The 24203-nt window shown below is 62.2% G+C and carries 22 protein-coding genes, 5 tRNA genes and 1 pseudogene; 10 read left to right on the forward strand and 18 right to left on the reverse strand.

Going from position 1 to position 24203, the window contains the following annotated elements:
* Positions 1–115: 115 nt before the first annotated feature.
* The 9 genes from AC3A5O_RS21080 to uvrB form a co-directional block, all read right to left on the reverse strand.
* Entirely contained in the window at positions 116–565 is a 450-nt protein-coding gene (locus AC3A5O_RS21080) for an acyl-CoA thioesterase (protein WP_122566043.1), read from the reverse strand.
* A gap of 45 nt (positions 566–610) precedes the next feature.
* Complete coding sequence (locus tag AC3A5O_RS21085) at positions 611–1444, reverse strand: alpha/beta fold hydrolase (protein WP_122566044.1); 834 nt, start codon at positions 1442–1444, stop codon at positions 611–613.
* Between the two features lie 28 nt (positions 1445–1472).
* Positions 1473–2012, reverse strand: a complete 540-nt coding sequence (locus AC3A5O_RS21090) for a TetR/AcrR family transcriptional regulator (RefSeq protein ID WP_122566045.1) — start codon at positions 2010–2012, stop codon at positions 1473–1475.
* A 181-nt stretch (positions 2013–2193) separates the two neighbouring features.
* Positions 2194–2269: transfer RNA gene (locus AC3A5O_RS21095), tRNA-Glu, on the reverse strand.
* A 75-nt stretch (positions 2270–2344) separates the two neighbouring features.
* Positions 2345–2420, reverse strand: a tRNA-Ala gene (locus AC3A5O_RS21100).
* A 53-nt stretch (positions 2421–2473) separates the two neighbouring features.
* Positions 2474–2549: transfer RNA gene (locus tag AC3A5O_RS21105), tRNA-Glu, on the reverse strand.
* Positions 2550–2627: 78 nt separating this feature from the next.
* Positions 2628–2703 (reverse strand) — tRNA-Ala (locus AC3A5O_RS21110).
* A gap of 146 nt (positions 2704–2849) precedes the next feature.
* Entirely contained in the window at positions 2850–4331 is a 1482-nt protein-coding gene (gene gltX, locus AC3A5O_RS21115) for a glutamate--tRNA ligase (RefSeq protein WP_305467729.1), read from the reverse strand.
* A 223-nt stretch (positions 4332–4554) separates the two neighbouring features.
* On the reverse strand, positions 4555–6570 hold the full coding sequence (uvrB, locus tag AC3A5O_RS21120; protein WP_122565118.1) for an excinuclease ABC subunit UvrB: 2016 nt from the start codon (positions 6568–6570) through the stop codon (positions 4555–4557).
* Positions 6571–6902: 332 nt separating this feature from the next.
* On the opposite strand from uvrB, the gene AC3A5O_RS21125 reads away from it, so the two are divergent.
* Positions 6903–8099, forward strand: a complete 1197-nt coding sequence (locus tag AC3A5O_RS21125) for an amino acid aminotransferase (RefSeq protein ID WP_122565117.1) — start codon at positions 6903–6905, stop codon at positions 8097–8099.
* Between the two features lie 255 nt (positions 8100–8354).
* Here the strand turns inward: AC3A5O_RS21125 and AC3A5O_RS21130 are convergent, their stop codons facing one another.
* On the reverse strand, positions 8355–8582 hold the full coding sequence (locus AC3A5O_RS21130) for a hypothetical protein (RefSeq protein ID WP_122565116.1): 228 nt from the start codon (positions 8580–8582) through the stop codon (positions 8355–8357).
* Positions 8583–8817: 235 nt separating this feature from the next.
* Between AC3A5O_RS21130 and AC3A5O_RS21135 the strand changes: the two genes are divergently transcribed.
* From AC3A5O_RS21135 to AC3A5O_RS21145, 3 genes are all read left to right on the forward strand, one after another.
* Positions 8818–8893, forward strand: a tRNA-Asn gene (locus tag AC3A5O_RS21135).
* 246 nt (positions 8894–9139) lie between these two features.
* Positions 9140–9334, forward strand: coding sequence for a hypothetical protein (locus AC3A5O_RS21140; RefSeq protein ID WP_003203896.1), 195 nt, complete (start codon positions 9140–9142; stop codon positions 9332–9334).
* A gap of 89 nt (positions 9335–9423) precedes the next feature.
* On the forward strand, positions 9424–9606 hold the full coding sequence (locus tag AC3A5O_RS21145; protein ID WP_003203898.1) for a hypothetical protein: 183 nt from the start codon (positions 9424–9426) through the stop codon (positions 9604–9606).
* On the opposite strand, the gene AC3A5O_RS21150 is transcribed toward AC3A5O_RS21145, so the two are convergent.
* On the reverse strand, positions 9603–10664 hold the full coding sequence (locus AC3A5O_RS21150) for an AI-2E family transporter (RefSeq protein WP_487753676.1): 1062 nt from the start codon (positions 10662–10664) through the stop codon (positions 9603–9605). The genes AC3A5O_RS21145 and AC3A5O_RS21150 overlap by 4 nt on opposite strands.
* 146 nt (positions 10665–10810) lie before the next feature.
* On the opposite strand from AC3A5O_RS21150, the gene trhP reads away from it, so the two are divergent.
* Positions 10811–12136, forward strand: coding sequence for a prephenate-dependent tRNA uridine(34) hydroxylase TrhP (gene trhP / locus AC3A5O_RS21155; protein ID WP_487753677.1), 1326 nt, complete (start codon positions 10811–10813; stop codon positions 12134–12136).
* 278 nt (positions 12137–12414) lie between these two features.
* On the opposite strand, the gene AC3A5O_RS21160 is transcribed toward trhP, so the two are convergent.
* The 7 genes and pseudogenes from AC3A5O_RS21160 to AC3A5O_RS21190 form a co-directional block, all read right to left on the reverse strand.
* Positions 12415–13236, reverse strand: coding sequence for a methyl-accepting chemotaxis protein (locus AC3A5O_RS21160; protein WP_370873826.1), 822 nt, complete (start codon positions 13234–13236; stop codon positions 12415–12417).
* 36 nt (positions 13237–13272) lie between these two features.
* A pseudogene (locus AC3A5O_RS21165) lies at positions 13273–14211 on the reverse strand (cache domain-containing protein); the annotation flags it as partial.
* Between the two features lie 109 nt (positions 14212–14320).
* Positions 14321–15637 (reverse strand): Na+/H+ antiporter family protein, encoded by a 1317-nt coding sequence (locus tag AC3A5O_RS21170; protein WP_163006918.1) that lies wholly within the window; start codon positions 15635–15637, stop codon positions 14321–14323.
* A gap of 259 nt (positions 15638–15896) precedes the next feature.
* Positions 15897–17210, reverse strand: a complete 1314-nt coding sequence (locus tag AC3A5O_RS21175; RefSeq protein WP_122569524.1) for a sensor histidine kinase — start codon at positions 17208–17210, stop codon at positions 15897–15899.
* Positions 17207–17875, reverse strand: a complete 669-nt coding sequence (locus AC3A5O_RS21180; RefSeq protein WP_053123507.1) for a response regulator transcription factor — start codon at positions 17873–17875, stop codon at positions 17207–17209. Before AC3A5O_RS21180 ends, AC3A5O_RS21175 begins: the two co-directional genes overlap by 4 nt.
* Positions 17875–18186, reverse strand: a complete 312-nt coding sequence (locus AC3A5O_RS21185) for a PepSY domain-containing protein (RefSeq protein WP_122569523.1) — start codon at positions 18184–18186, stop codon at positions 17875–17877. Before AC3A5O_RS21185 ends, AC3A5O_RS21180 begins: the two co-directional genes overlap by 1 nt.
* Positions 18186–18494 carry a PepSY domain-containing protein gene (locus AC3A5O_RS21190; protein WP_205929687.1) on the reverse strand — a complete coding sequence of 103 codons (309 nt, stop codon included), beginning with the start codon at positions 18492–18494 and terminating at the stop codon, positions 18186–18188. The genes AC3A5O_RS21185 and AC3A5O_RS21190 overlap by 1 nt, the downstream gene beginning before the upstream one ends.
* 228 nt (positions 18495–18722) lie before the next feature.
* Here AC3A5O_RS21190 and AC3A5O_RS21195 point away from each other — a divergent pair, with 228 nt between their 5' ends.
* From AC3A5O_RS21195 to codA, 5 genes are all read left to right on the forward strand, one after another.
* The gene (locus tag AC3A5O_RS21195; RefSeq protein ID WP_122569522.1) at positions 18723–19802 is read left to right on the forward strand and encodes a patatin-like phospholipase family protein; all 1080 of its coding nucleotides are present in this window, start codon (positions 18723–18725) and stop codon (positions 19800–19802) included.
* An 83-nt stretch (positions 19803–19885) separates the two neighbouring features.
* Positions 19886–20242, forward strand: coding sequence for a 6-carboxytetrahydropterin synthase QueD (queD, locus tag AC3A5O_RS21200; RefSeq protein ID WP_003203918.1), 357 nt, complete (start codon positions 19886–19888; stop codon positions 20240–20242).
* 205 nt (positions 20243–20447) lie between these two features.
* The gene (locus tag AC3A5O_RS21205; protein ID WP_487753678.1) at positions 20448–21263 is read left to right on the forward strand and encodes an alpha/beta fold hydrolase; all 816 of its coding nucleotides are present in this window, start codon (positions 20448–20450) and stop codon (positions 21261–21263) included.
* 274 nt (positions 21264–21537) lie between these two features.
* A complete protein-coding gene (codB, locus tag AC3A5O_RS21210) occupies positions 21538–22809 on the forward strand; it encodes a cytosine permease (RefSeq protein ID WP_487753679.1) in 1272 nt (423 codons plus the stop codon).
* A gap of 12 nt (positions 22810–22821) precedes the next feature.
* Positions 22822–24069 (forward strand): cytosine deaminase, encoded by a 1248-nt coding sequence (codA, locus tag AC3A5O_RS21215; protein WP_122569519.1) that lies wholly within the window; start codon positions 22822–22824, stop codon positions 24067–24069.
* The last annotated feature ends 134 nt before the right edge of the window (positions 24070–24203 follow it).

Genomic DNA, 24203 nt, shown 5'->3' on the forward strand with positions numbered 1-24203 from the left:
AATGGACTGACGCTATCGCGAGCAAGCTCGCTCCCACAATGGTTCCAGGGCGTTCACGGAATTGGAGTCCGCCACAATCCCCTGTGGGAGCGAGCTTGCTCGCGATAGCAGTGGGTCAGTCTATGAAGATGCCAGATGGATTCAGCGCCACGCCGTAACCCTCGATGAATTCCTGCGGCATGCGCTTGGGCCGACCGGTGGACAGTTCGATGCAGACGAAGGTGGTCTGGGCCCGCAGCAGCGTGACGTTGTCGCTGGGACGGACCAGCTGGAAATGCCGGGTCATTTTCAGGCGCTGGTCCCAGTCGACGATCCAGGTCGCCAATTGCAGTTCGTCGCCTTCATAGGCGGCCGCCAGGTAATCGATTTCATGCCGCACCACTGCCATGGCCCGGTCCAGGCGCCGGTATTCCACCAGATCCAGGCCCAGGCGTTGGGAATGGCGCCAGGCACAGCGCTCGAGCCAGGTGACGTACACCGCGTTGTTGGCATGGCCCAGCCCGTCGATGTCTTCGGCATTGACCTGAAGATCAATGATGAATGGCGTTGCCCGATCCCAGCCCATGCCCCTCTCCCGGTCGAATTTGGATGGGGGCAGTGTAACGGATGATCAAGCCGATTGCCGCGCTTGCAGGCTGCGACCGGCCAGCAGTGATAACACCCCATCAATCACACGAGGATCGGCCAGCACCCGCTGATGCCCGCCCTGTGGCAGTCGCAGCAGCCGACTGTCGAACCACGCCTCATGAATCAATTGCGACTCCTTGACCGAAACCGACGTGTCGTCCTCGGCATGGACGATCAACCCCGGCACGTCCAGTTGATAATGCGCCACGTCCATCTTCGAGGCCGGCATGCCCACATCGCTTTCTACCTGGCGAATGAAGGCCGAACGCGCCTTGGGCGGCAGGCCCATCATCCGGGAGAAACCGCGCAGCACCCCAAGAATGCGAGCGGGCGCGGCGATGCTGACCAACGTCTCGGTACGCAACCCCAACTGGACGGCCAACAGGGCACTGGCGCCGCCCATGGAGTGCCCGATCACGGCCTGCAACGGCGGCAACTCGGCGGCGGCTTCGAGCATGGCCCTGGCGAACAACAGGACATTCGCCTCACGACCCGGCGAGCGACCATGAGCCGGGCCGTCCAGCGCCACCACCATGTAACCGGCATCCACCAAGGCCGTGATCAGCGCCGCGAACTGGGTCGGCCGCCCTTCCCAACCGTGCATCAACAAGACCGCCGGACCTTTGCCCCAGCGCAAGGCCGAGAGACCGAAGCGTAAGGTGATACGTTCGGACGTCGCCAGCAACGGCAGCTCCCAATCTCGCGGCGGCAAGTTCCGAGGGCGCATGAACAACGAACGCATCTGCTTCGCCACCAGGTGCGGAGCCACCCAGCCAAGCGTGCCATTGACACTACGAATCCAGCTCAACCTGTCCATCGCTCATCTCCAGGGCTCGCGCCTCAGCTCAACGCACCGCCGACTTGGCGGCGCGCAGCAAACGATCCGATAACTCTCCCGGGCCCAATGCCCGCGCCAGGGCCAAGCCACCCACCATCAAGGCGATGTCGGCCAAAGCCTTGTCGGCGTCCTCCGGGCTGGCCGCCAACTGCGCGACCATCAACTCGATATGCTCATTGAGCACCTCACGAAACGCCTCCGGCAGCCGCCCGAGTTCGCCGACCGACGCAGGGATCGGGCAGGCTTGCTCGGTGCAATCGCGGTGCTTTCGCGACAGATAGAACGCGGCAACCAGGGCGCGCCGTTCTTCGCCTGTCAGCTCGCCGTCCATATCGGCGATCAAGCCGCGGCGCCGATTGAGCAATTGCTTGAAGGCCTCCAACATCAAGGCATCCTTGCTTTCGAAATGGGCGTAAAAACCGCCCACCGTCAGCCCGGCCGCGCCCATCACCTCGCCCACGCTCGGCTCTGCCGGCCCACGCTGAATCAGCGCATCGCTGGCGGCCTTGAGAATGCGTTCACGGGTTTGTGCCTTTTTATCGCTCATCGTCGCCTCCGAATATTACGACTGAAATATTATCCATGTAATAATTTTCCGCAAGCGGAAATTTTCACCGCTGGTCAGAAGACTTTTTCAAAGGATAAGGGAATTGGCCGAACGCCAGACAAACAAAAGGGCCATTCAAGAATTGAATGACCCCTATAAAATCCCGCAGAGCGGGTAATCGTGGCGTCCCCTAGGGGACTCGAACCCCTGTTACCGCCGTGAAAGGGCGGTGTCCTAGGCCACTAGACGAAGGGGACACAAACCTTCTAACTTGATCAGTGCTGAGAACTGATCGATTCAAAGCCGGTGTGGCCAAACCTTGAACCTGTAATTGGTGGAGCTAGACGGGATCGAACCGTCGACCTCTTGCATGCCATGCAAGCGCTCTCCCAGCTGAGCTATAGCCCCGGATTTTTCGCCTCGCGGCGGAGCGACGTCTTTCAACATCGCTTCTGTAAAACTGGCGTCCCCTAGGGGACTCGAACCCCTGTTACCGCCGTGAAAGGGCGGTGTCCTAGGCCACTAGACGAAGGGGACGCAAACCCTTCTATACACTGATCAACGCTGAGTGTTGATCGCTTCAAGACCGGTGTGGCCAGGCCTTGAAGTGTAAATTGGTGGAGCTAGACGGGATCGAACCGTCGACCTCTTGCATGCCATGCAAGCGCTCTCCCAGCTGAGCTATAGCCCCTCATCGCTGAGGACGGGGCGAATCTTAAGGGCGTATCGGAGGGCTGTCAAATTTATTTTCAACAAATCTAAAAATTTTTTGCCGGGATAACAATCACTTACCGACAAACCCCGGAAAACCGGGGTATGCCCTGCCTCATCGAACGCTTACGCGATCGCGCCCAGCAGTTTTTCCCACTCCTTGTTCTCCTTCTTCGACACGCCACCGAGCAGATCGATGGCCTGGCGCAGGCGGAAACGGGTCAGGTCCGGCCCGAGGATTTCCATCGCATCGAGCACCGACACAGAGCTGGCCTGACCGGTAATGGCGGCGAACATCAGCGGCATGGCATCGCGCAATTTCAGCTCCAGGGACTCGACCACGGCCTGGATGGTCGCGGTGATGCTGTCCTTCTCCCACTGACGCAGGCTTTCGAGCTTCCACAGGATCAGTTGCATCAACTGGCGCACCTGGTCGCCGGAGAGCTTCTTGGATTCGAACAGCTTCGCGTCCGGCGTCACGCCACCGGCAAAGAAGAAGCCGGCCAGCGGGGCGATCTGGCTGAAGGTCTCTACCCTGCCCTGCACGTGGGGAGCGATCTTCATCATGTACTCAGGGTTCAACGCCCACTTCTGCACACGAGCGGCGAACTCCTCCACCGGCAGGTCCCGCAGCCACTGGCCGTTGAGCCACGACAACTTCTCGATGTCGAAGATCGGCCCACCCAGGGAGACGCGCGACAGATCGAAGTGCTCGACCATTTCCTGCAGCGAGAACTTCTCACGCTCGTCCGGCATCGACCAGCCCATGCGCCCCAGGTAGTTGAGCATCGCCTCGGGCATGAAGCCCATGCGCTCGTAGAACGTCACCGAGGTCGGGTTCTTGCGCTTGGACAGCTTGCTCTTGTCCGGGTTACGCAGCAGCGGCATGTAGCACAGCTGCGGTTGTTCCCAGCCGAAGTATTCGTAGAGCAGGATCAGTTTCGGCGCCGACGGCAGCCATTCTTCGCCGCGCAAGACGTGTGTGATGCCCATTAGGTGATCATCGACCACGTTGGCCAGGAAGTACGTCGGCAAGCCGTCGGTCTTCATCAGGACTTGCATGTCCATGCGATCCCACGGGATCTCGACATCGCCACGCAGCATGTCCGGCACCACGCAGACGCCTTCGCTCGGCACTTTCATGCGGATCACATGGGGCTCGCCAGCGGCCAGGCGACGGGCGACTTCTTCCTTGGACAGCAGCAGCGCCCGGCCATCGTAGCGCGGGGTTTCACCGCGAGCCATTTGCTCGGCGCGCATCTGGTCCAGCTCTTCGGCGGTGCAGAAACATGGGAACGCATGCCCCATGTCCACCAGTTGCTGGCAATACTGCTGGTAGATATCGCCGCGCTCACTCTGGCGGTACGGACCGTGCGGGCCGCCGACGTCCGGGCCTTCGCTCCAGTCGATCCCCAACCAGCGCAGGGCATCGAAGATCTGCTGTTCGGACTCGCGGGTCGAACGCAACTGGTCGGTGTCCTCGATCCGCAGGATGAACTCGCCGCCATGCTGCTTGGCAAAGCAATAGTTGAACAAAGCGATGTAAGCGGTGCCGACATGGGGATCGCCAGTGGGCGAAGGCGCGATGCGGGTGCGGACGGTGGTCATGGCATGTCTCGGAAAGAATATAAAAGCAAAGATCAAACAGGGGGCGAATGGTAACAGGCGATGGCGGGCGGGCTCCAGTGAGAGCGGGATTTGTGTGGCCAGTCGTCGACCGAGTCGCGCCCATCGCGAGCAAGCTCGCTCCCACAGGGGTTTTGTGAACGCCGTAGATCCAGTGTGGGAGCGAGCTTGCTCGCGATGAGGCCCTCAAAACCACCACAAAACCTCAGACAGCCAGCAACCGCTCGCGCAACTTGCCAATCTCATCACGCAACTGCGCCGCAGCCTCGAACTCCAGGTCCCGGGCCAGCTGGTACATTTTCTCTTCCAGTTGCCGGATACGCTTGGTGATTTCGCTCGGCGAGCGCAGTTCGGCCTCGTAGCGGGCGCTCTCTTCGGCGGCCTTGGCCATGCCCTTGCGCTTCTTGCTGCGCGAGCCGGGCACGGTGGCGCCTTCCATGATGTCGGCGACGTCCTTGAACACGCCCTTGGGGGTGATGCCGTTGGCCAGGTTGAAGGCGATCTGCTTGTCGCGACGACGCTCGGTCTCGCCGATGGCCCGCTCCATGGAGCCGGTGATGCGATCGGCATACAGAATCGCCCGGCCGTTGAGGTTACGCGCCGCGCGACCGATGGTCTGGATCAACGAGCGCTCGGAACGCAGGAAACCTTCCTTGTCGGCGTCGAGAATCGCCACCAGCGACACTTCCGGCATGTCCAGGCCTTCGCGCAGCAGGTTGATGCCCACCAGCACATCGAAGGTGCCCAGGCGCAGGTCGCGGATGATCTCGACCCGCTCCACCGTGTCGATGTCCGAGTGCAGGTAACGCACCCGCACGCCATGATCGGCCAGGTAATCGGTGAGATCTTCGGCCATGCGCTTGGTCAGCGTGGTGACCAGCACCCGCTCCTCCACCGCCACGCGCTTGCTGATTTCCGAGAGCAGGTCATCGACCTGGGTCAACGCCGGACGCACCTCGACTTGCGGGTCCACCAGCCCGGTCGGCCGCACCACTTGCTCGACCACCCGGCCGGCATGTTCGGCTTCGTAGTTGCCGGGGGTGGCCGAGACAAAAATCGTCTGCGGGCTCACGCTTTCCCATTCGTCGAAGCGCATCGGCCGGTTATCCAGCGCCGAAGGCAGGCGGAACCCGTACTCCACCAGGGTTTCCTTGCGCGAACGGTCGCCTTTGTACATCGCGCCGACCTGGGGCACGCTGACGTGGGATTCGTCGATCACCAGCAAGGCATCGGCCGGCAGATAGTCGTACAAAGTGGGCGGCGGCGCCCCCGCCGGACGACCCGACAGGTAGCGCGAGTAGTTTTCGATGCCGTTGCAGTAGCCCAGCTCCAGGATCATCTCCAGGTCGAACCGGGTCCGTTGCTCCAGGCGCTGGGCTTCCACCAGTTTGTTGTTCGAACGCAGGTATTCCAGGCGCTCCTGCAACTCGACCTTGATCCCTTCGATGGCGTCCAGCAGGGTTTCCCGGGGCGTCACGTAGTGGCTCTTGGGGTAGAAGGTGAAGCGCGGCAACTTGCGGATCACTTCACCGGTCAGCGGGTCGAACGCCGAAATGCTCTCCACTTCATCGTCGAACAGCTCGATGCGGATCGCTTCCAGGTCCGATTCCGCGGGGTAGATGTCGATCACATCGCCGCGCACCCGGAACGTCGCCCGGGCGAAGTCCATGTCGTTGCGGGTGTACTGCAAGTCCGCCAGGCGACGCAGCAAGGCGCGCTGGTCGAGTTTGTCGCCGCGGTCCACGTGCAGCACCATCTTCAGGTAGGTTTCCGGACTGCCCAAGCCATAGATGCACGACACCGTGGTGACAATGATCGCGTCCTTGCGCTCGAGCAACGCCTTGGTCGCCGACAGGCGCATCTGTTCGATGTGGTCGTTGATCGAGGCATCCTTCTCGATGAAGGTGTCCGACGACGGCACGTAGGCCTCGGGCTGATAGTAGTCGTAGTAGGAAACGAAGTACTCCACGGCGTTGTTCGGGAAAAACGCCTTGAACTCACCGTACAGCTGCGCCGCCAGGGTCTTGTTCGGCGCCAGTACCAGGGTCGGGCGCTGAATCTGGGCGATCACGTTGGCAATGCTGAAGGTCTTGCCCGAGCCGGTCACACCGAGCAACGTCTGGTGCGCCAGCCCGGCCTCGATGCCTTCGACCATCAGGCGGATGGCTTCCGGCTGATCGCCGGCGGGCTGGAAGCGGGTGACTAGCTGGAATTCAGACATGACATAACCTCTGGATTCACCCCTGTCGGCCAGCCGACAGGAACGAGAAAGACCGAAACGACTGATGTCGCCCGAGGAAAAAGCTGGGATGCACACAATGTGGAGGTGAATGCCTTCGCTTTCAAGACGAGCGTCCTACACGCCTTGAAGACTTTGACGCTGCGAGAGGACTAACGGTCGAAAAAAATCGTAAAAACTTAGCGTAAAAACCGAATCGCCTGTCGCCGTGCCGGGTGATGGCCTCTATACTAGCTCCCCGTTTGTGCACCGCTCTAGTGCATTCGGCTGGAGCGTCACACGTCCCCTCATTCTCCATTCAGAGCCGCGCACTAATGAGCCTGTTTTCCGCTGTCGAATTGGCACCCCGCGATCCTATCCTGGGCCTCAACGAAGCTTTCAACGCCGACACCCGTACCAATAAGGTCAACCTGGGTGTAGGTGTTTACTGCAACGAGGAGGGGCGCATTCCACTCTTGCGCGCCGTTGTCGAAGCCGAGACGGCTCGCGTGGCTCAGCACGTTTCCCGTGGTTACCTGCCGATCGACGGCATTGCCGCCTACGACCAGGCTGTGCAGACCCTGCTGTTCGGCAAGGATTCGCCGCTGATCACCTCCGGTCGCGTCATCACCACCCAGGCCGTGGGCGGCACTGGCGCACTGAAGATCGGTGCCGACTTCCTCAAGCAACTGCTGCCTGACGCCGTCGTCGCCATCAGCGACCCAAGCTGGGAAAACCACCGCGCCCTGTTCGAAACCGCCGGCTTCCCGGTGCAGAACTACCGCTACTACGACGCCGCCACCCACGACGTGAACCGCAGCGGCCTGCTGGAAGACCTCAACGCCCTGCCCGACCGCTCGATCGTTGTGCTGCACGCCTGCTGCCACAACCCGACCGGCGTGGACCTGAGCCCGGAAGACTGGAAAAACGTGCTGGCCGTGGTCAAGGCCAAGAACCACGTGCCGTTCCTGGACATGGCCTACCAGGGCTTTGGCGAAGGTATCGACGAAGACGCGGCGGCCGTGCGCCTGTTCGCCGAGTCGGGGCTGACCTTCTTTGCCTCCAGCTCGTTCTCCAAGTCGTTCTCGCTGTACGGCGAGCGCGTCGGCGCCCTGTCGATCGTCAGCGAATCGAAAGAAGAAAGTGCCCGCGTGCTGTCCCAGGTCAAGCGCGTGATCCGCACCAACTACTCCAACCCGCCGACCCACGGCGCCAGCATCGTCGCCGCCGTGCTCAACAGCCCGGAGCTGCGGGCCCAGTGGGAAGCCGAACTGGCCGAGATGCGCCTGCGCATTCGCGGCATGCGCGACCAGATGGTCGACATGCTGGCCAAGGCCGCCCCGCAGCACGACTTCAGCTTTGTCGCCCGCCAGAGCGGGATGTTCTCCTACTCCGGCCTGACCGTTGAGCAAGTGACGCGCCTGCGCAACGAGTTCGGCATCTATGCCCTGGACACCGGCCGCATCTGCGTGGCCGCGCTGAACCAGAACAACATCGATGCGGTGACCAAGGCCATCGTTCAGGTGATTTGACGCTTTCGGCACTGGATGAAAAACGGGAAGCCATTGGGCTTCCCGTTTTTTTTTGAGTGTGCCTATCAGGTCCGGTAGCCCCCCCAACCTGTGGCGAGGGGATTTATCCCCGCTGGGGCGCGAAGCGGCCCTAAACCAGACCACCCGGTATGTCAGGCCGAGTGAGTTGACTGTCTTGGGTCTGCTTCGCAGCCCAGCGGGGATAAATCCCCTCGCCACAAAGGCGTCTGGCCTGACACTCCTATTCAAATCAGGCTAAAGCTCCGTCGCCCGCTGACTCGCCGCATCGTCATAGATGACATACAACGACTCGGCCACTTGGCTCTTGATCGCCTTGGTGCTTTCCAGCCCCAGGACAAACCCCTCGGCCTTGCCGCCGGCGCGGTTCAGCGCCTCGGCGGTGCTGGCCTGGATGATGGCGTCGTACAGCTTCTCGGCGTGAGGCCCCACACCCTTGGGTAAACTGATCTGGGCGGTGCTCACAGGCACACCTCGGCGCAACGAGCTGTGTGAAGCGGTAACAGGTGGTTCATGGCACGTACCTCAATGTCGGCGAATGGCCGGCAGTGCGTCCTGCCACTTCCGGGCAACCATGGTAGCCCTCTCCTGTCCTTGCGGTAACTGCCAATCGTTGATTGACCGTCAATGGGCATCAGGAATACGCCGTCCGGCAATAGACGCTTGACTTCTCTTTTCCAATCAGTAACATACGCGCCATTCCGCGATAGCTCAGTTGGTAGAGCAAGTGACTGTTAATCACTGGGTCCCTGGTTCGAGTCCAGGTCGTGGAGCCAGACAGCAATACAAAAAGCCCCTGAATCGAAAGATCCAGGGGCTTTTTTTTGTGCAAAAAAACAGGTGAATGGCCATATAAGCCTGGCCGATGTCGCTGCCGGAACAATAATCCGGCGCCAAAAAGGCAATATGGTCCGGATCCTGCTTTCTTTTTCCGACCACCAAGCTGTCACATGAGCGTCATGACAGGGCCGCAAACTGGCACTGTCCGCCAACAACAGCTTCATAACAACAAGGACGAAGCTATGCCTACACAAAACCCCCATCGCATTGTCGGCCTGTGCACTTCCAGCAAGGTGTACAACGTACTGACCGAACTCAAGCAGCTGGAAGGCCACCGCAGCGCCAAGTTCCTTTCCCTGCTGGCGGAAAACCTGGTGCGCAAGGGCCTGCTCAACGAGCAGGAAGTGGTGCACATGCTCGACCTGGTCGTCGATTGAGCGGCATCGATTCCTACTATTGAGCCAGTTGATTTTCCGTCCTTCCCCCTGAGCCGTAAGGTAACCCCATCGATTGACGGAGGTTTCCCATGCCCAAGGTTCAAATCATGTCTGTCATTGGCAGCGCCGTCCCCGCCCCACTCCGGGAGCTCGGACTGCTGGCCTGCTGGTACCTGGTGCAGGACGGCGTGACCATCAGCGGCCCGCTGACTTCACTGCCCGCCGCCCAAGCACTGTCGCAACGTATCGGCCCCTACCTATTGAGTGCCTAGGGCAACTGCACACGCGGCGTGCTTTCGACGAACAAGGCCCAACAGGACATGAACAGCGCGGCGATCAGTGGCCCGATCACGAAGCCGTTCAGCCCGAACACCGCCAGTCCGCCCAGCGTCGAGACCAGCACCATGTAGTCGGGCATCTTGGTGTCCTTGCCCACCAGGATCGGCCGCAGGAAATTGTCCACCAGGCCGATCACGAACACCCCGAACAGCGTCAGCACCACGCCCTGCCAGATCGCCCCCGAGAGCAGGAAATACACCGCCACCGGCGCCCAGACGAGGCCCGCCCCCACCGCTGGCAACAACGACAGGAACGCCATCAGCACCGCCCAGGGCAGCACCGTCGGAATCCCCAGGATCCAGAAGATCAGTCCACCCAGCGCACCTTGGCTGATGGCAACCAGCAGGTTGCCTTTCACCGTGGCCCGCACCACCCGATTGAATTTCAACTGCAGGCGACGTTTTTGATGCTCCCCCAAGGGAATGGCCGTGCGCACTTTGCGCACCAGCTCCGCACCGTCGCGCAGAAAGAAGAACAGCAGATAGATCATCACGAAGAAGCTGACCAGGAACTGGAACGTGCCCTGGCCGAAACTGAAGGCCTGCGTGGCGAAAAATTCGCTGCCCTGCATCGCGCTCTTGACGATCTTGTCGCGCAAGCCGTTCAGGTTGCCCAGGCCGAAGCGGTCCAGCAGATGCTGGAAGTACGGCGGCAAGGCATCCTTGAAGCGGGCCAGGTAATCGGCAATGTCCAGCTCACCGCTTTCCAGGCTCTTGTACAGCGCCGCGCCTTCCTGGACCAGCAACGTACTGATGATGATCACCGGCAAGATCGCGCTGACCACACAAATGCTCAACGTGACCAGCGAGGTGACATTGCGGTGCCAGCCGAACTTCAACTGCAGGCGGCGCTGCATCGGCGCAAAGACGATGCCCAGGATCACCGCCCAGAACACCGCACCGTAAAACGGCAGCAGAATCCAGATGAAGGCGACCGTGACCAGCACCAGGAGCAACATCTGGGCTTTGTTTTGCAGCAACTTTCGATTCATCAGCTTTCCATGTCCAAAGGCGGGATACACATTAGTCCGCCAGGACTCGCCGGAGTGCCTTCACGTTTGCGTCGTGCATTGATTCAGGTCAATAAGTTCTGGCTGGCCCTGGCGTACCCTCGGCACTTTTGCGACCTGACCCCGCCATGACCTTCGCCGCCCCCGAACTGCTGGCGCCCGCCGGCACCCTGAAAAACATGCGCTATGCCTTCGCCTACGGTGCCGATGCGGTGTACGCCGGCCAACCGCGCTACAGCCTGCGGGTGCGCAACAACGAATTCGACCACGGGAACCTGGCCTTGGGCATTGCCGAGGCCCAGGCCATGGGCAAGCGTTTCTACGTGGTGGTGAACATTGCCCCGCATAACGCCAAGCTGCGGACCTTCCTCAAAGACCTAGAACCGGTGATCGCCATGGCGCCGGATGCGCTGATCATGTCCGACCCGGGGTTGATCATGCTGGTTCGCCGGCATTTTCCACAGATGCCGATTCACCTGTCGGTGCAGGCCAATACGGTGAACTGGGCGAGCGTCGAGTTCTGGCAGCAGCAGGGTTTGAGCCGGATCATCCTGTCCCGGGAACTGTCCCTGGAGGAAATCGCCGAGATCCGCGAGCAGGTGCCGGCCATGGAGCTGGAAGTGTTCGTCCACGGGGCGCTGTGCATGGCGTACTCCGGGCGCTGCTTGCTCTCGGGTTATATGAACAAGCGTGATGCCAACCAGGGCAGTTGCACCAATGCCTGCCGCTGGAAGTATTCGGCGCAACCGGCGGTGGAAAACGTCGTGGGCGACATTGTGCAGACCTATCAGCCGGAGCCGACGCTGGGCCTCGGCGCGCCCACCGACCAGGTGTTTCTGCTCCAGGAAGCCAACCGCCCGGAAGCGTCCATGCCGGCCTTCGAGGACGAGCACGGCACCTACATCATGAATGCCAAGGACCTGCGGGCCGTGCAACACGTCGAGCGCCTGGCGCGCATGGGTGTGCATTCGCTGAAGATCGAAGGCCGGACCAAGTCGCACTTTTATTGCGCACGCACCACCCAGGTGTATCGCCGGGCCATCGATGACGCGGTGGCCGGTCGGGCATTCGATCGCAGCCTGATGACCGACCTGGAGTCCCTGGCCCAGCGCGGCTACACCGAAGGTTTTCTAAGGCGCCATGTGCATGATGAATATCAGAACTACCAGACCGGCAGCTCGGTCTCGGAGCGCCAGCAGTTCGTCGGCGAACTGACCGGCGAACGGCGCGAACGCCTGGCCGAAGTGCGGGTGAAGAACCGCTTCGGCCTGGGCGATCACATGGAACTGATGACCCCCAAGGGCAACTTCCACTTCGACCTGCACCAGTTGCAGGACATCAAAGGCCAGGGCATCGACGTGGCACCGGGGGATGGGCATGTGGTGTACGTGCCGATCCCGGATGCGGTGGATTTGCGGTTTGGGTTGTTGATGCGGGATGTGCGCGAACCTTAGCTCTGACACTGATCCGATCATGCAGGCACCGCCAAACAACTGTGGGAGCGAGCTTGCTCGCGATGGCGCCGGATCAGCTAATACTCATTTGACTGACACACCGCCATCGCGAGCAAGCTCGCTCCCACAGGGTTTGGTTGTGTTTGTGCCTGTTGAGCCCGGCAGAAACTGCCGAAGGCTGCGATCCTCCGCTTCCGATAGGGCCTGGTAGCCCAGGCGAAAACATCTGGATCGAGAGCGAAAGATCGCAGCCTTCGGCAGCTCCTGCTGCGCCGGAATCAGATCCGGAACTGCCCCACCAGTTGACCCAGGCGCTGGCCCAGGTCGGCCAGGCTGCGGGAGGTCTGGGCGCCGAGTTGGGTTTCGTCGGCGACGCTGTCCACGGCCACGGCAATCTGATGCACGCTGCGGTTGATTTCCTCGGCCACCGCGGTCTGTTCTTCGGCGGCGCTGGCGATCTGGGCGTTCATCGAGTTGATGGTGCCGATCAACTGCGCCATGGTGTCGAGGGAGGCACCCGCCTCGTTGGCCCGTTCCGAGGTGCCATCACCGGCCTCGCTGGAACGGCGCATCGCTTCCACCGCCGCATGGGTGCCGGATTGCAGGCGGTCGATCATGCCCTGGATTTCCTGGGTGCTCTGCTGGGTCCGGCTGGCCAGGGCCCGCACCTCATCGGCCACCACCGCGAACCCACGCCCCGCCTCGCCGGCACGCGCGGCCTCGATGGCGGCGTTGAGGGCCAGCAGGTTGGTCTGCTCGGCGATCGAACGAATCACCCCGAGCACACTGACAATCGAAGCCACGTCCTGCTGCAGGCTGTCCAGGGACACGCCACTGCTGCGGATATCGTTCACCAGCGCATGAATCTGCTGGATGCTGCCGGCCACCACGCGCTTGGCCGACTGGCCTTCTTCGTCGGTCTGCTGGGCCGCGACGGCGGCGCCCTGTGCACTGCGGGCGACTTCCTGGGCGGCCGAGGACATTTCGTTAATCGCCGTGGCGACCTGATCGGTTTCGTGGCGCTGACGCTCCATGGCCTGCTCGGAGCGCTGGGCCTGCTCGGAAACTTGGGTCACCAGGCCGGTCAGTTGCGACGTCATGTCGGTGATCTGCCGCACCAGGCCGTGGATCTTGTCGACGAAGCGGTTGAACGAACCGGCCAGTTGGCCGAGCTCGTCCTGGCTGGTGATGGTCAGCCGACGGGTCAGGTCACCCTCACCCGCGGCGATGTCGTCGAGGTTGTCCTTCATCAGGTGCAGGGGACGCAGGATCGTGTTGGCGAGCACCAGGCCTACCACCGCGATCACCAGCAACACCACCGCAGCGATCCCGACGATGCTCAAGATCACGCCTTGCAGGCGATCGTGGACCTTGGCTTCCACCAGCGCCACTTGGGCTTCGATGCCGTCCAGGTTGACCGAGCTACCGACCGCCAGATCCCACTTGGGCAAGTAGTCGGTGTAGCCGAGCTTGGGCACCAAGTCCTTGCTGCCGGGCAGCGGCGAACTGTATTCCAGGTAATGCGTCCCGTCCTTGGCGACTTTCACCAGGTCACGGTTGACGTAGACACCGTTCGGGTCGCGGTTGTCCTTGAAACTCTTGCCCACGCCATCGGGGCTGTTGGCCTTGAACAGACGAATGGTCTCGGAATCGTAGCCGAAGAAATAACCGTCCTTGCCATAGCTGATATTCGACAGCAGCTTGATCGCCTGGGCGCGCGCCTCGTTATCGCCAGGCGCGGCGGCATCGTAGAGCGGCTTGATGGCGGTAAGGCCCACCGCCACGTAGTTCTGCAGCGTGGCCTTGGCCTCGCTGAGCAGGCGCTCGCGGGTCTCCTGGACTTCTTTACTCGCTTGCTCCTTCAAGATGAAGGCCGTGGTCAGGCTGATGATCACGGCGGACAGCAATACCGGCAGTATCGCAAGGGACAGGACTTTAGCCTTCAAGCTCAGGCGCATGCTGTTCACTCTTGTTGGTTTTATGGCGTGGTTAGCTGTATTAACGGCACCGCGCGGCAAAACTGTAGGACAAGGTGAACGGTCAGTTGGCAGAGTCGCTGAATTCAAGGGCCTCATCGCGAGCAAGCTCGCTCCCACAGGGCCCGGTGGCGTCCACAACACTTGTGTCCACACCGATCCCCTGTGGGAGCGAGCTTGCTCGCGATTGAGGCGACTCGGTCTCGAATTACAACACCATCGCCGCCACCCACCCAAACGCCAGCAGCGGCAGGTTGTAGTGGATGAAGGTGGGGACCACGGTGTCCCAGATGTGATGGTGCTGGCCGTCGATGTTCAGGCCGGAGGTCGGGCCCAGGGTCGAGTCCGAGGCGGGCGAGCCGGCGTCGCCCAGGGCGCCGGCGGTGCCGACGATGCAGACGATCGCCAGCGGGCTGAAACCCAGTTGCAGGCACAGCGGCACGAAAATCGTCGCCAGGATCGGCACCGTGGAAAACGACGAGCCGATGCCCATGGTCACCAACAGCCCCACCAGCAACATCAGGAGCGCGCCGATGCCCTTGTTGTGGCCGATCCAGGCCGCCGAGGTTTCCACCAGGCTCTGGACTTCACCGGTAGCCTTCATCACTTCGGCAAAACCTGAGGCGGCGATCATGATGAAGCCGATCATCGCCATCATCTTCATGCCTTCGGTGAACAGATCGTCGGTCTCGCGCCAGCGCACCACCCCCGACAGCGAGAAAATCAGGAAACCGGCCAGGGCACCGATGATCATTGAATCGAGTAACAACTGAACAGCGAACGCCGCCGCAATCGCCAGCCCGGCCACCAGCAGGCTCAGGGGGTTGTAGCGCACGGTCACTTGCTCGGCCCGGGCAATTTTTTTCAAGTCATAAACGCGTTTCTTGCGATAGGTAAAAAACGACAGCGCCAAGCCAAACACCATGCCCAACGCCGGGATGCCCATGGCATGCGTGATATTGATGCCACTGATGTCGACGCCGCTGCGAGCGACATTGGCCAGCAGGATTTCATTGAGGAAGATGTTGCCGAAACCCACCGGCAGGAACATGTAGGGGGTGATCAAGCCAAAGGTCATGACGCAGGCGATCAAGCGACGGTCCAGTTGCAGCTTGGTCAGCACGTAGAGCAGCGGCGGCACCAGCAGCGGGATGAAGGCGATGTGGATCGGCAGGATGTTTTGGGAAGCGACCGCGACCGTCCCCAGCAGGCCGATCAGCACCCACTTGACGCCCGTACCGCCAGCGGCATCCTGGCGATCCACCAGGGCCAGGGCTTTGTCCGCCAGGGCGTGGGCCATGCCGGACTTGGCAATCGCCACGGCGAAGGCACCGAGCAAAGCATAGGACAACGCCACCGTCGCACCGCCCCCCAGGCCGGCATTGAACGCCTTGAGCGTCGCCTCGATCCCCAGGCCGCCCGTCAGGCCACCCACCAGCGCGCCGATAATCAGCGCGATCACCACATGCACGCGGGACAGGCTGAGCACCAGCATGACGCCAACCGCGGCAATTACTGCATTTATCATCGTTACCTCAGAGCACAGCGATGGAAAGCCACCGGACAAAAAGGTCGCGACTTTGCAGCAAGCGGCGGCAAGCTGCAAGGGCCGTGGGGCGGGTTTTCAAGTCCTGCCCCCCCTGTATGGAGGGATTTGTGGGAGCAAAGCTTGCTCGCGATGACGTCGTCACCTACAACATCTGTGTTGGCCAAAAAAATGCTATCGCGAGCAAGCTTTGCTCCCACAGGCTCGCCCACAGGGAGGCTGTGCCATGGAATGGCTGTCAGCGCTTGGGCAACTCGATCACGACCTTCAACCCACCCCACTCACTGTCGTCCAACGCCAGCAGGCCGCCCCAGGTGTCGACGATATCCCGCACGATGCCCAGGCCCAGGCCGTGTCCATCGGTCTGTTCATCCAGTCGCGTACCCCGACTGAACACCTGCTCGCGGCGATCCGCGGGGATGCCCGGGCCGTCGTCCTCCACGGCCAGGCTGAAACCCTCGGCTGTCTCGGTCATGGTCAGGCGCACCTCGGCATCGGCCCATTTGCAGGCGTTGTCCAGCAGGTTGCCCAACAGCTCCAGCAAGTCTTCACGGTCCCAGGGCAGGTGCAGGCCTGGTGGCGCGACGTAGCTCAGGTGCAGGTGTTCGCCGTGGATCATGTTCAGCGTGGCCAGCAACCCTGGCAGTTCGGCGTCGCAGTCCAGGTGCGCACCGGGCAAGGCATCACCGGACAGGCGGGCGCGGTTGAGTTCACGGTTCAGGCGCTGGCGGACCTGCTCCAGTTGGTCGAGCAACAGTTTGCGCAGCTCGGGGTTCGGGTCGAGCTTCTCGTTCGACGCCAGGCTTTGCAGCACCGCCAGCGGGGTTTTCAAGGCATGGCCGAGGTTGCCCAAGGCATTGCGCGAGCGCTTGAGGCTGTCTTCGGTGTGGGCCAGCAGATGGTTGATCTGCGTCACCAGCGGTTCCAGCTCCCGTGGCACCTGTTCGTCGAGTTGCGAACGCTGTCCGCGCTGCAACTGAGCGATCTGCTCCCGGGCCCGGTCCAGCGGACGCAAGGCACGGCGCACGGTGATGCGTTGCAGCAACAGAATCAGCAACAGCCCCGCCAACCCGAGCCCGAGGCCGATCTGTTGCATCCGGCGGAAGCTGTCACGCACCGGTGTGTAGTCTTGGGCCACGCTGATGGAAATCGCCTGGCCCAGCCGCCGATAGTCGGTGCGCAGCACCAGCAGCTTCTGGCCCTCGGGCCCCAGTTGCAGGTTGCTGTGCAGGCCCGGGTGGTCGAGCCGGGGCAATTCCTGGTCCCACAGGGAGCGGGAGCGCCAGTGCACGTCGGCAAAATCGATGCGGAAATAATGCCCGGAAAACGGCCGCTGATAGGCCGGCGACAGGCGGCGCTCATCCAATTGCAAGCCCTGCGGGCCACGCACCAGGGCCACCAGCAGGTTCTCGCTGTCGTTACGCAGCCCGGCTTCCAGGTAACGCTGCAGGCCCAGCTCGAACAACCACAGACTGGTCTGCGCCAGGACCAGGCCGACCACCACCATCACACCGATCAGGCCCAGGCTCAGGCGCCGCTGGATGGATCTCACTGCGCCTGCCCGCCGAACAGGTAACCCTGGCCGCGACGGGTTTCGATCACGCTGCGTCCCAGCTTGCGCCGCAGGTGATTGACGTGGACTTCCAGCACGTTGGAATCGCGCTCGGTCTCACCGTCGTACAGGTGTTCGGCGAGATGGCTTTTGGAAAGGATCTGCTCGGGATGCAGCATGAAATAGCGCAACAGGCGGAACTCGGCAGCCGTGAGCTGGATGTCGGTGCCGTCGCGGACCACGCATTGGCGACTCTCATCCAAGTGCAACCCGGCGGCCTTGAGCGTCGGCTGGTTGACCTGGCCATGGGAGCGGCGCAGCAGCGCCTGGATCCGCAAGTGCAGCTCTTCAGGATGAAAGGGTTTGGTCAGGTAGTCGTCGGCCCCGGCCTTGAGGCCCTCGATGCGCTCGGCCCAGGACCCGCGGGCGGTGAGGATCAGCACCGGCGTGGCCAGGCCGCCGGCGCGCCATTGGGCCAGCACGTCGAGCCCCGGCACGCCCGGCAGACCGAGGTCGAGAATGATCAGGTCGTAGGGCTCGCTGCTGCCCTGGTACACCGCGTCGCGACCATCGGCCAGCCAATCGACGGCGTAGCCCTGGCGTGCAAGCCCGGCCATCAGTTCATCGGCCAGGGGCACGTGATCTTCCACCAGAAGCAGGCGCATCAGTCTTCCTTATCTTTGAGTAAGCGGCCGGTTTTGGCCTCCAGGTCCAGTTCGCGCACGACGCCGTCGGTGTCCAGCAGCTCGACCTCATAAATATAGACGCCGTGTTTCTCCTCCAACTCGGCTTCCAGCAGCTTGGCGCCGGGGTGGCGGTCCAGCGCCTGTTGCAGAAGCTGTTCGAGCGGCAGGATCACGCCCTGCTGACGCAGTTGCAAGGCCTCGTCCTGATCCAGGTCCCGGGCCACGGCCAGTGAACAAAACACCAGCAGCGCCAGCGCCCATCGGCTGCGGGCGCATAAATTAAGCTTCATTACAGATCCTGATGATTCTTGAGTACCTTGCCGTTGGTGGCGTCCAATTCCACGTCCCACTCAATGCCCTTCTTATCGTGCAAGCCCACCTGATAAATGTACTTGCCGTACTCTTCCTCCAACTCCGTCTCGGTCAAGGTGGCGCCAGGGTGTTTGGCCAGGGCAGCGGCATTGAGTCTTTCAAAGGACAGGATGGTACCAGCGTCTTGCAGTTTGCGGGCTTCGTCCGCGCTCAGGTCTCGTGCGTGAGCCAGGCTCGTACCGAGGGCCATGAGGGTCGCGATGAAAAAGGCAGTCAGGCGGTTCACGGGTTGTCTCCTTTTTATAATCTTTCACAGGGGGGACTGTATCGGGATGAACTTAACTGAAACTGAATCGCCATCATTGAACCCACATCAATGTGGGAGCGAGCTTGCTCGCGATAGCGCCAGCTCAGTCACATCAATATCAACTGACAGACCACCATCGCGAGCAAGCTCGCTCCCACAAGGTTTTGTGTCGCTATAATTGTCCGCTTGTTTGCATTCGAGACTGGTATGACCGCCATCCACATCAAGTTCCCCGCCCTCACCCTCAAGGCCGGCCCCCGTGCGTTCGGGCGCATTCGCCAGGCCGGCCTGAACGCCGCCGATGTTGGCATCCTGCCCGGTGCCGCCGGTGGCCCCAAGGCCCTGGGCATCCAGGGGCTGGACCTGGCGCTGTTCGGTGAATGGCTGCCCGCCGCGCCCCGGGAGCGCTCGCTGATCGGGGCTTCGGTGGGGGCCTGGCGCTTCGCCAGCGCCTGCCTGCCGGATGCCGCCGAGGGGATCCGGCGCCTGGGCACCTTGTACAACGAACAAAGCTTCGCCAAAGGCGTGACCATGGCCGGCGTCAGCCAGAGCTCGCAACGCATGCTCGATGACTTGCTCGACGGCCGCGACACTTCGATCCTCGATAACCCGCGGTACCGGCTCAACATCATGGTCGTCAAGAGCCACGGCCTGCTCGCCCAGGATCATCGCGGCCGGCTGGGGCTGGGGCTGTCGTCGGTGATCGCCGACAACCTGCGGGGTCGTGCGCGGCTGTCACGGCATTTCGAACGGTTGATCATCCACGACCCGCGCCTGGCCCCGCCCCTGCATCCGCTGAATGACTTTCCGTCGCGCTTCGTGCCCTTGGCGGCCGGCAACCTGCGCCAGGCTCTGCTGGCCTCGGGCTCGATCCCGATGGTCATGGAAGGCGTGCGCGACCTGCCGGGCGCCGGTGCCGGCACCTTCCGCGACGGCGGTCTGCTGGACTACCACCTCGACCTGCCGTACAGCGGCGAGGACATCGTGCTCTATCCGCACTTCACCGACCGGGTCATTCCCGGCTGGTTCGACAAGGGCCTGCCGTGGCGCCGGGGCAATGTCGACCGCCTGCAGGACGTGTTGCTACTGGCACCGTCGCGGGAATACCTGGCGCGCCTGCCCTACGGCAAACTGCCAGACCGTAACGACTTCAAGCGCTTCATGGGCGATGACCCGAGCCGCCGCAAATATTGGCGCACGGCGATGGACGAGAGCCGCCGGCTCGGTGACGAGTTCCTGGAGCTGACGGCCAACGGTGGCTTGGGCGAGCGTTTGCTGACCCTTTAGTCAGCACGGTCGCGCAACGCGGTTATCAAACTGATAAACTCCGCCGCCTGCCTCGCGACCGCTACCTTAAAGAGCCCGAACCTGTGGAAATTTTCAAAGAGTTTACCTTCGAATCCGCCCACCGCCTGCCCCACGTGCCGGACGGCCACAAGTGCGGCCGCCTTCACGGCCACTCGTTCAAGGTGGCGATCCACCTGAGCGGCGATATCGATCCGCACACCGGCTGGATTCGCGACTTCTCGGAGATCAAGGCGATCTTCAAGCCCCTCTACGAGCGCCTGGACCACAACTACCTCAACGACATTCCTGGCCTGGAAAACCCCACCAGCGAAGTGTTGGCCAAGTGGATCTGGAATGAGTTGAAGCCGTTGCTGCCAGAGCTCAGTGCCATTCGCATCCACGAGACTTGCACCAGCGGTTGCATCTATCACGGCGAGTAAAACCTTTGGGGCCCGCTTGCAGGGTCCCACCTGTGGGAGCAAAGCTTGCTCGCGATAAGGATTACACGGTCTCTTCGGAACCGAGGCGCCTGCATCGCGGGCAAGCCTTGCTCCCACAAAATCTAGCGCCGCCATTGGGTTTTCCTGTCCCGCCAGCATTGGCCTATGCTTGGTCCCCTGAGCCATTCTCAGGGGAGTATCGAGCATGACCCACTGGCCGCTGGATCAAACATACGACTTCAACGGACACCCCATCCGCTACGCCATCCACGGCGATGGCCCGCCGCTGGTGTTTGTCCACGGCACACCCTTCTCATCCTATGTGTGGCACCGGATCGCCCCGCTGTTCTTCACCACCCACCGGGTGCACTACTTCGACCTGCTGGGGTATGGCCAATCCGCGCAACCCGATGCCGACGTGTCCCTCGGCGTGCAAAATCTGTTGCTCGCACAATTGCTGGCGCATTGGCGTCTGGATTGCCCGGACGTGGTGGCCCATGACTTCGGTGGCGCCACGGCCCTGCGCACGCACCTGCTCAACGGCAAGGACTACCGCAGCCTGACCCTGATCGACCCCGTGGCGCTGTCGCCCTGGGGTTCGCCCTTTGTGCAGCATGTCCGCCAGCATGAAGCGGCCTTCAGCGGCCTGCCCGACTACATTCAGCGGGCGATCGTGCCGACCTACATTCGCGGCGCGATCAAACGGGACATCCCCGACGCGGAACTGGCGCCCTACGTGCAGCCGTGGCTTGGCGAGCCGGGGCAGGCGGCGTTCTACCGGCAGATCGCGCAGATGGACGAGCTTTACACCCGCGAGGTCGAAGGCCTGTACCCGAACGTACGCTGCCCGACCCAGATACTGTGGGGCGAGGACGACCAATGGATCCCCATCGAGCGCGGCCAGGCCTTGCACCAGCTGATTCCAGGCGCGCAACTGCACCCTGTGCCGAACGCCGGACACCTGGTTCAGGAGGATGCGCCGGAGGCCGTCGTCGCGGCGGTGTTGCGCTTTTTGACCTGAAAAAACCGTATCCCCTGTGGGAGCGAGCTTGCTCGCGATAGCGTCAGTTCAGCCACATAAATGTCACTGACACACCGCCATCGCGAGCAAGCTCGCTCCCACAGGGGGCGGATCATGAACAGTGAGAACTGTGTTCCAACTTGAATCACCGCCGCACCGCTTTCGCCCCTTTCGCCCACCCCATCCCCAGGATTGTCTATAAATAATCTCGCGATCACCCGTTTGGCACGGCCGCTGCACGCTTGCGACATCCCTCACCCGCAAGGACCGCCCCATGACTCAGAACGATCCAGGCAATGACTACCCCCTGAGCGAAGTCCCGCTGCACGCTCGCAAGGGCCTGGCCTCCACGGCCATGGTGCTGCTGGGTTTCACCTTCTTCACCGCGACGATGTTTGCCGGTGGCAAGCTGGGCGTGGCGTTCGGTTTTGCCGAGATGCTCACGGTCATCGTCATCGGCAACCTGCTACTGGGCCTCTATGCCGCCGGCCTGGGCTACATCGCCTTCAAGAGCGGGCTCAATTCGGTGTTGATGGGGCGTTTCTGTTTCGGCGAGGTGGGCAGCAAGCTCAGTGACTTGATCCTCGGGTTCACCCAGATCGGCTGGTACGCCTGGGGCACGGCGACCGCCGCGGTGGTGCTGGGCAAGTACTTCGAATTGGGCCAGGGCACGGTGCTGTGGCTGATGGTGTTGTTCGGCCTGGGGTTCTGCGCCACGGCCTATGTCGGTTATCGCGGGCTGGAAATCCTCTCGTACCTCGCCGTGCCGGCCATGATGTTGCTGCTGATGCTGTCGATGTGGGTGGCGACGGTGAAGGTCGGCGGCTTCGAAGGCTTGCTGGCGGTGGTGCCCACGGGCAGCCTCGATTGGTCCACCGCCATCACGCTGGTGTTCGGCACCTTCGTCAGCGGCGCGACCCAGGCGACCAACTGGACGCGATTCTCCCGCTCGGCGAAGGTCGCGGTGCTGGCGAGCCTGATTGGCTTCTTCCTGGGCAACGGCCTGATGGTGCTGATCGGCGCCTACGGGGCCATCGTCTATCAACAACCGGACGTGGTCGAAGTGTTGCTGCTGCAGGGCTTCGCCATGGCGGCGATGGCGATGCTGCTGCTCAACATCTGGAGTACCCAGGACAACACCATCTACAACTTCGCCGTGGCCGGTTGCAACCTGCTGCGCACCCGCCGACGCAAGACCGTGACCCTCTGCGGCGCGGTGATCGGCACGTTGCTGGCACTGCTGGGCATGTACGACATGCTGGTGCCATACCTGATCCTGCTGGGCACCGTGATCCCCCCCATTGGCGGGGTGATCATGGCCGATTTCTTCTTCCGCTGGCGCGGCCGCTATCCACGCCTGGCCGAAGCCCGGTTGCCGGCATTCAACTGGCCCGGGCTGCTGGCCTATGGGCTCGGCACGGTCGCCGCGTTCAATTCGCCGTGGGTCGCGCCACTGGTAGGAATCGCTGCCGGCGCGCTAACGTATGTGCTATTGATCGGCGTAATGGGTATTCGCACCGCTGACGCGCCCCTACAAGACCTCTAAAGGATTCGCCCGATGCACATCATCAACGCCCGCCTGCGCAACCGCGAAGGCTTGCATGAACTGCACCTGGAAAACGGCCTGATCGCCAACATCGCCCGTCAGACCGAAGCCCCCAGCCTCGGCCCGGAAGACCTCGATGCCGGCGGCAACCTGGTGGTCCCGCCCTTCGTCGAACCGCACATCCACCTGGACGCGACCCTCACCGCCGGCGAACCGCGCTGGAACATGAGCGGCACGCTGTTCGAAGGCATCGAGTGCTGGGGCGAACGCAAGGCCACCATCACCCAGGAAGACACCAGCACCCGCGCCAAGAAAACCATCCAGGCCCTCGCCGCCCATGGCATCCAGCATGTGCGCACCCACGTCGACGTGACCGACCCCGAACTCACGGCCCTCAAGGCGATGCTGCAAGTGCGCGAGGAAAGTCGCCACCTGATCGACATGCAGATCGTCGCGTTTCCCCAGGAAGGCATCGAGTCCTACCGCAATGGCCGCGAGCTGATGGAAGAAGCGATCCGCATGGGCGCCGACGTGGTGGGCGGTATTCCTCACTTCGAGTACACCCGCGACCAGGGCGTCAGTTCGGTGAAATTCCTCATGGACCTGGCCGAACGCACCGGGTGTCTGGTGGATGTGCATTGCGACGAAACCGACGACCCGCATTCGCGCTTTCTCGAAGTGCTCGCCGAAGAAGCCCGCAGCCGCGACATGGGCGCCCGCGTCACCGCCAGCCACACCACGGCCATGGGCTCCTACGACAACGCCTACTGCGCCAAGCTGTTCCGCCTGCTCGGGCATTCGGGCATCAGCTTTGTCTCTTGCCCGACCGAAAGCATTCATCTGCAAGGCCGCTTCGACACCTTCCCCAAACGCCGCGGCGTCACCCGAGTCAATGAACTGCTCGAAGCCGGGATGAACGTGTGTTTCGGCCAGGACTCCATCGTCGACCCGTGGTACCCGCTGGGCAACGGCAACATCCTGCGGGTGCTGGAAGCCGGGCTGCATATCTGCCACATGCTCGGCTACCGCAACCTGCAAAGCGCCCTGGACCTGGTCACCGACAACAGCGCCAAGGCCATGAACCTGGGCGAGCGCTACGGGCTGGAGCCCGGCCGCCCGGCGAACCTGCTGATCCTGTCGGCGGACAGCGACTACGAAGTGATCCGCAGCCAGGGCTTGCCGCTGTACTCGATTCGCAACGGTGAAGTGCTGATGAAGCGGCAGATGCCGGTGGTGGAGTTCGGACCGCAGCTGGGCTGATGTCCCCACCCACCTGTGGGAGCGAGCTTGCGATAGCGTTCTGTCTGTTGAAATGCATTTGACTGACCCGCCGCCATCGCGAGCAAGCTCGCTCCCACAGGGGATCTGTGTTGGACACAACATTTATGTCCACT

It is taken from the genome of Pseudomonas sp. Soil_N_39, assembly GCF_057655955.1.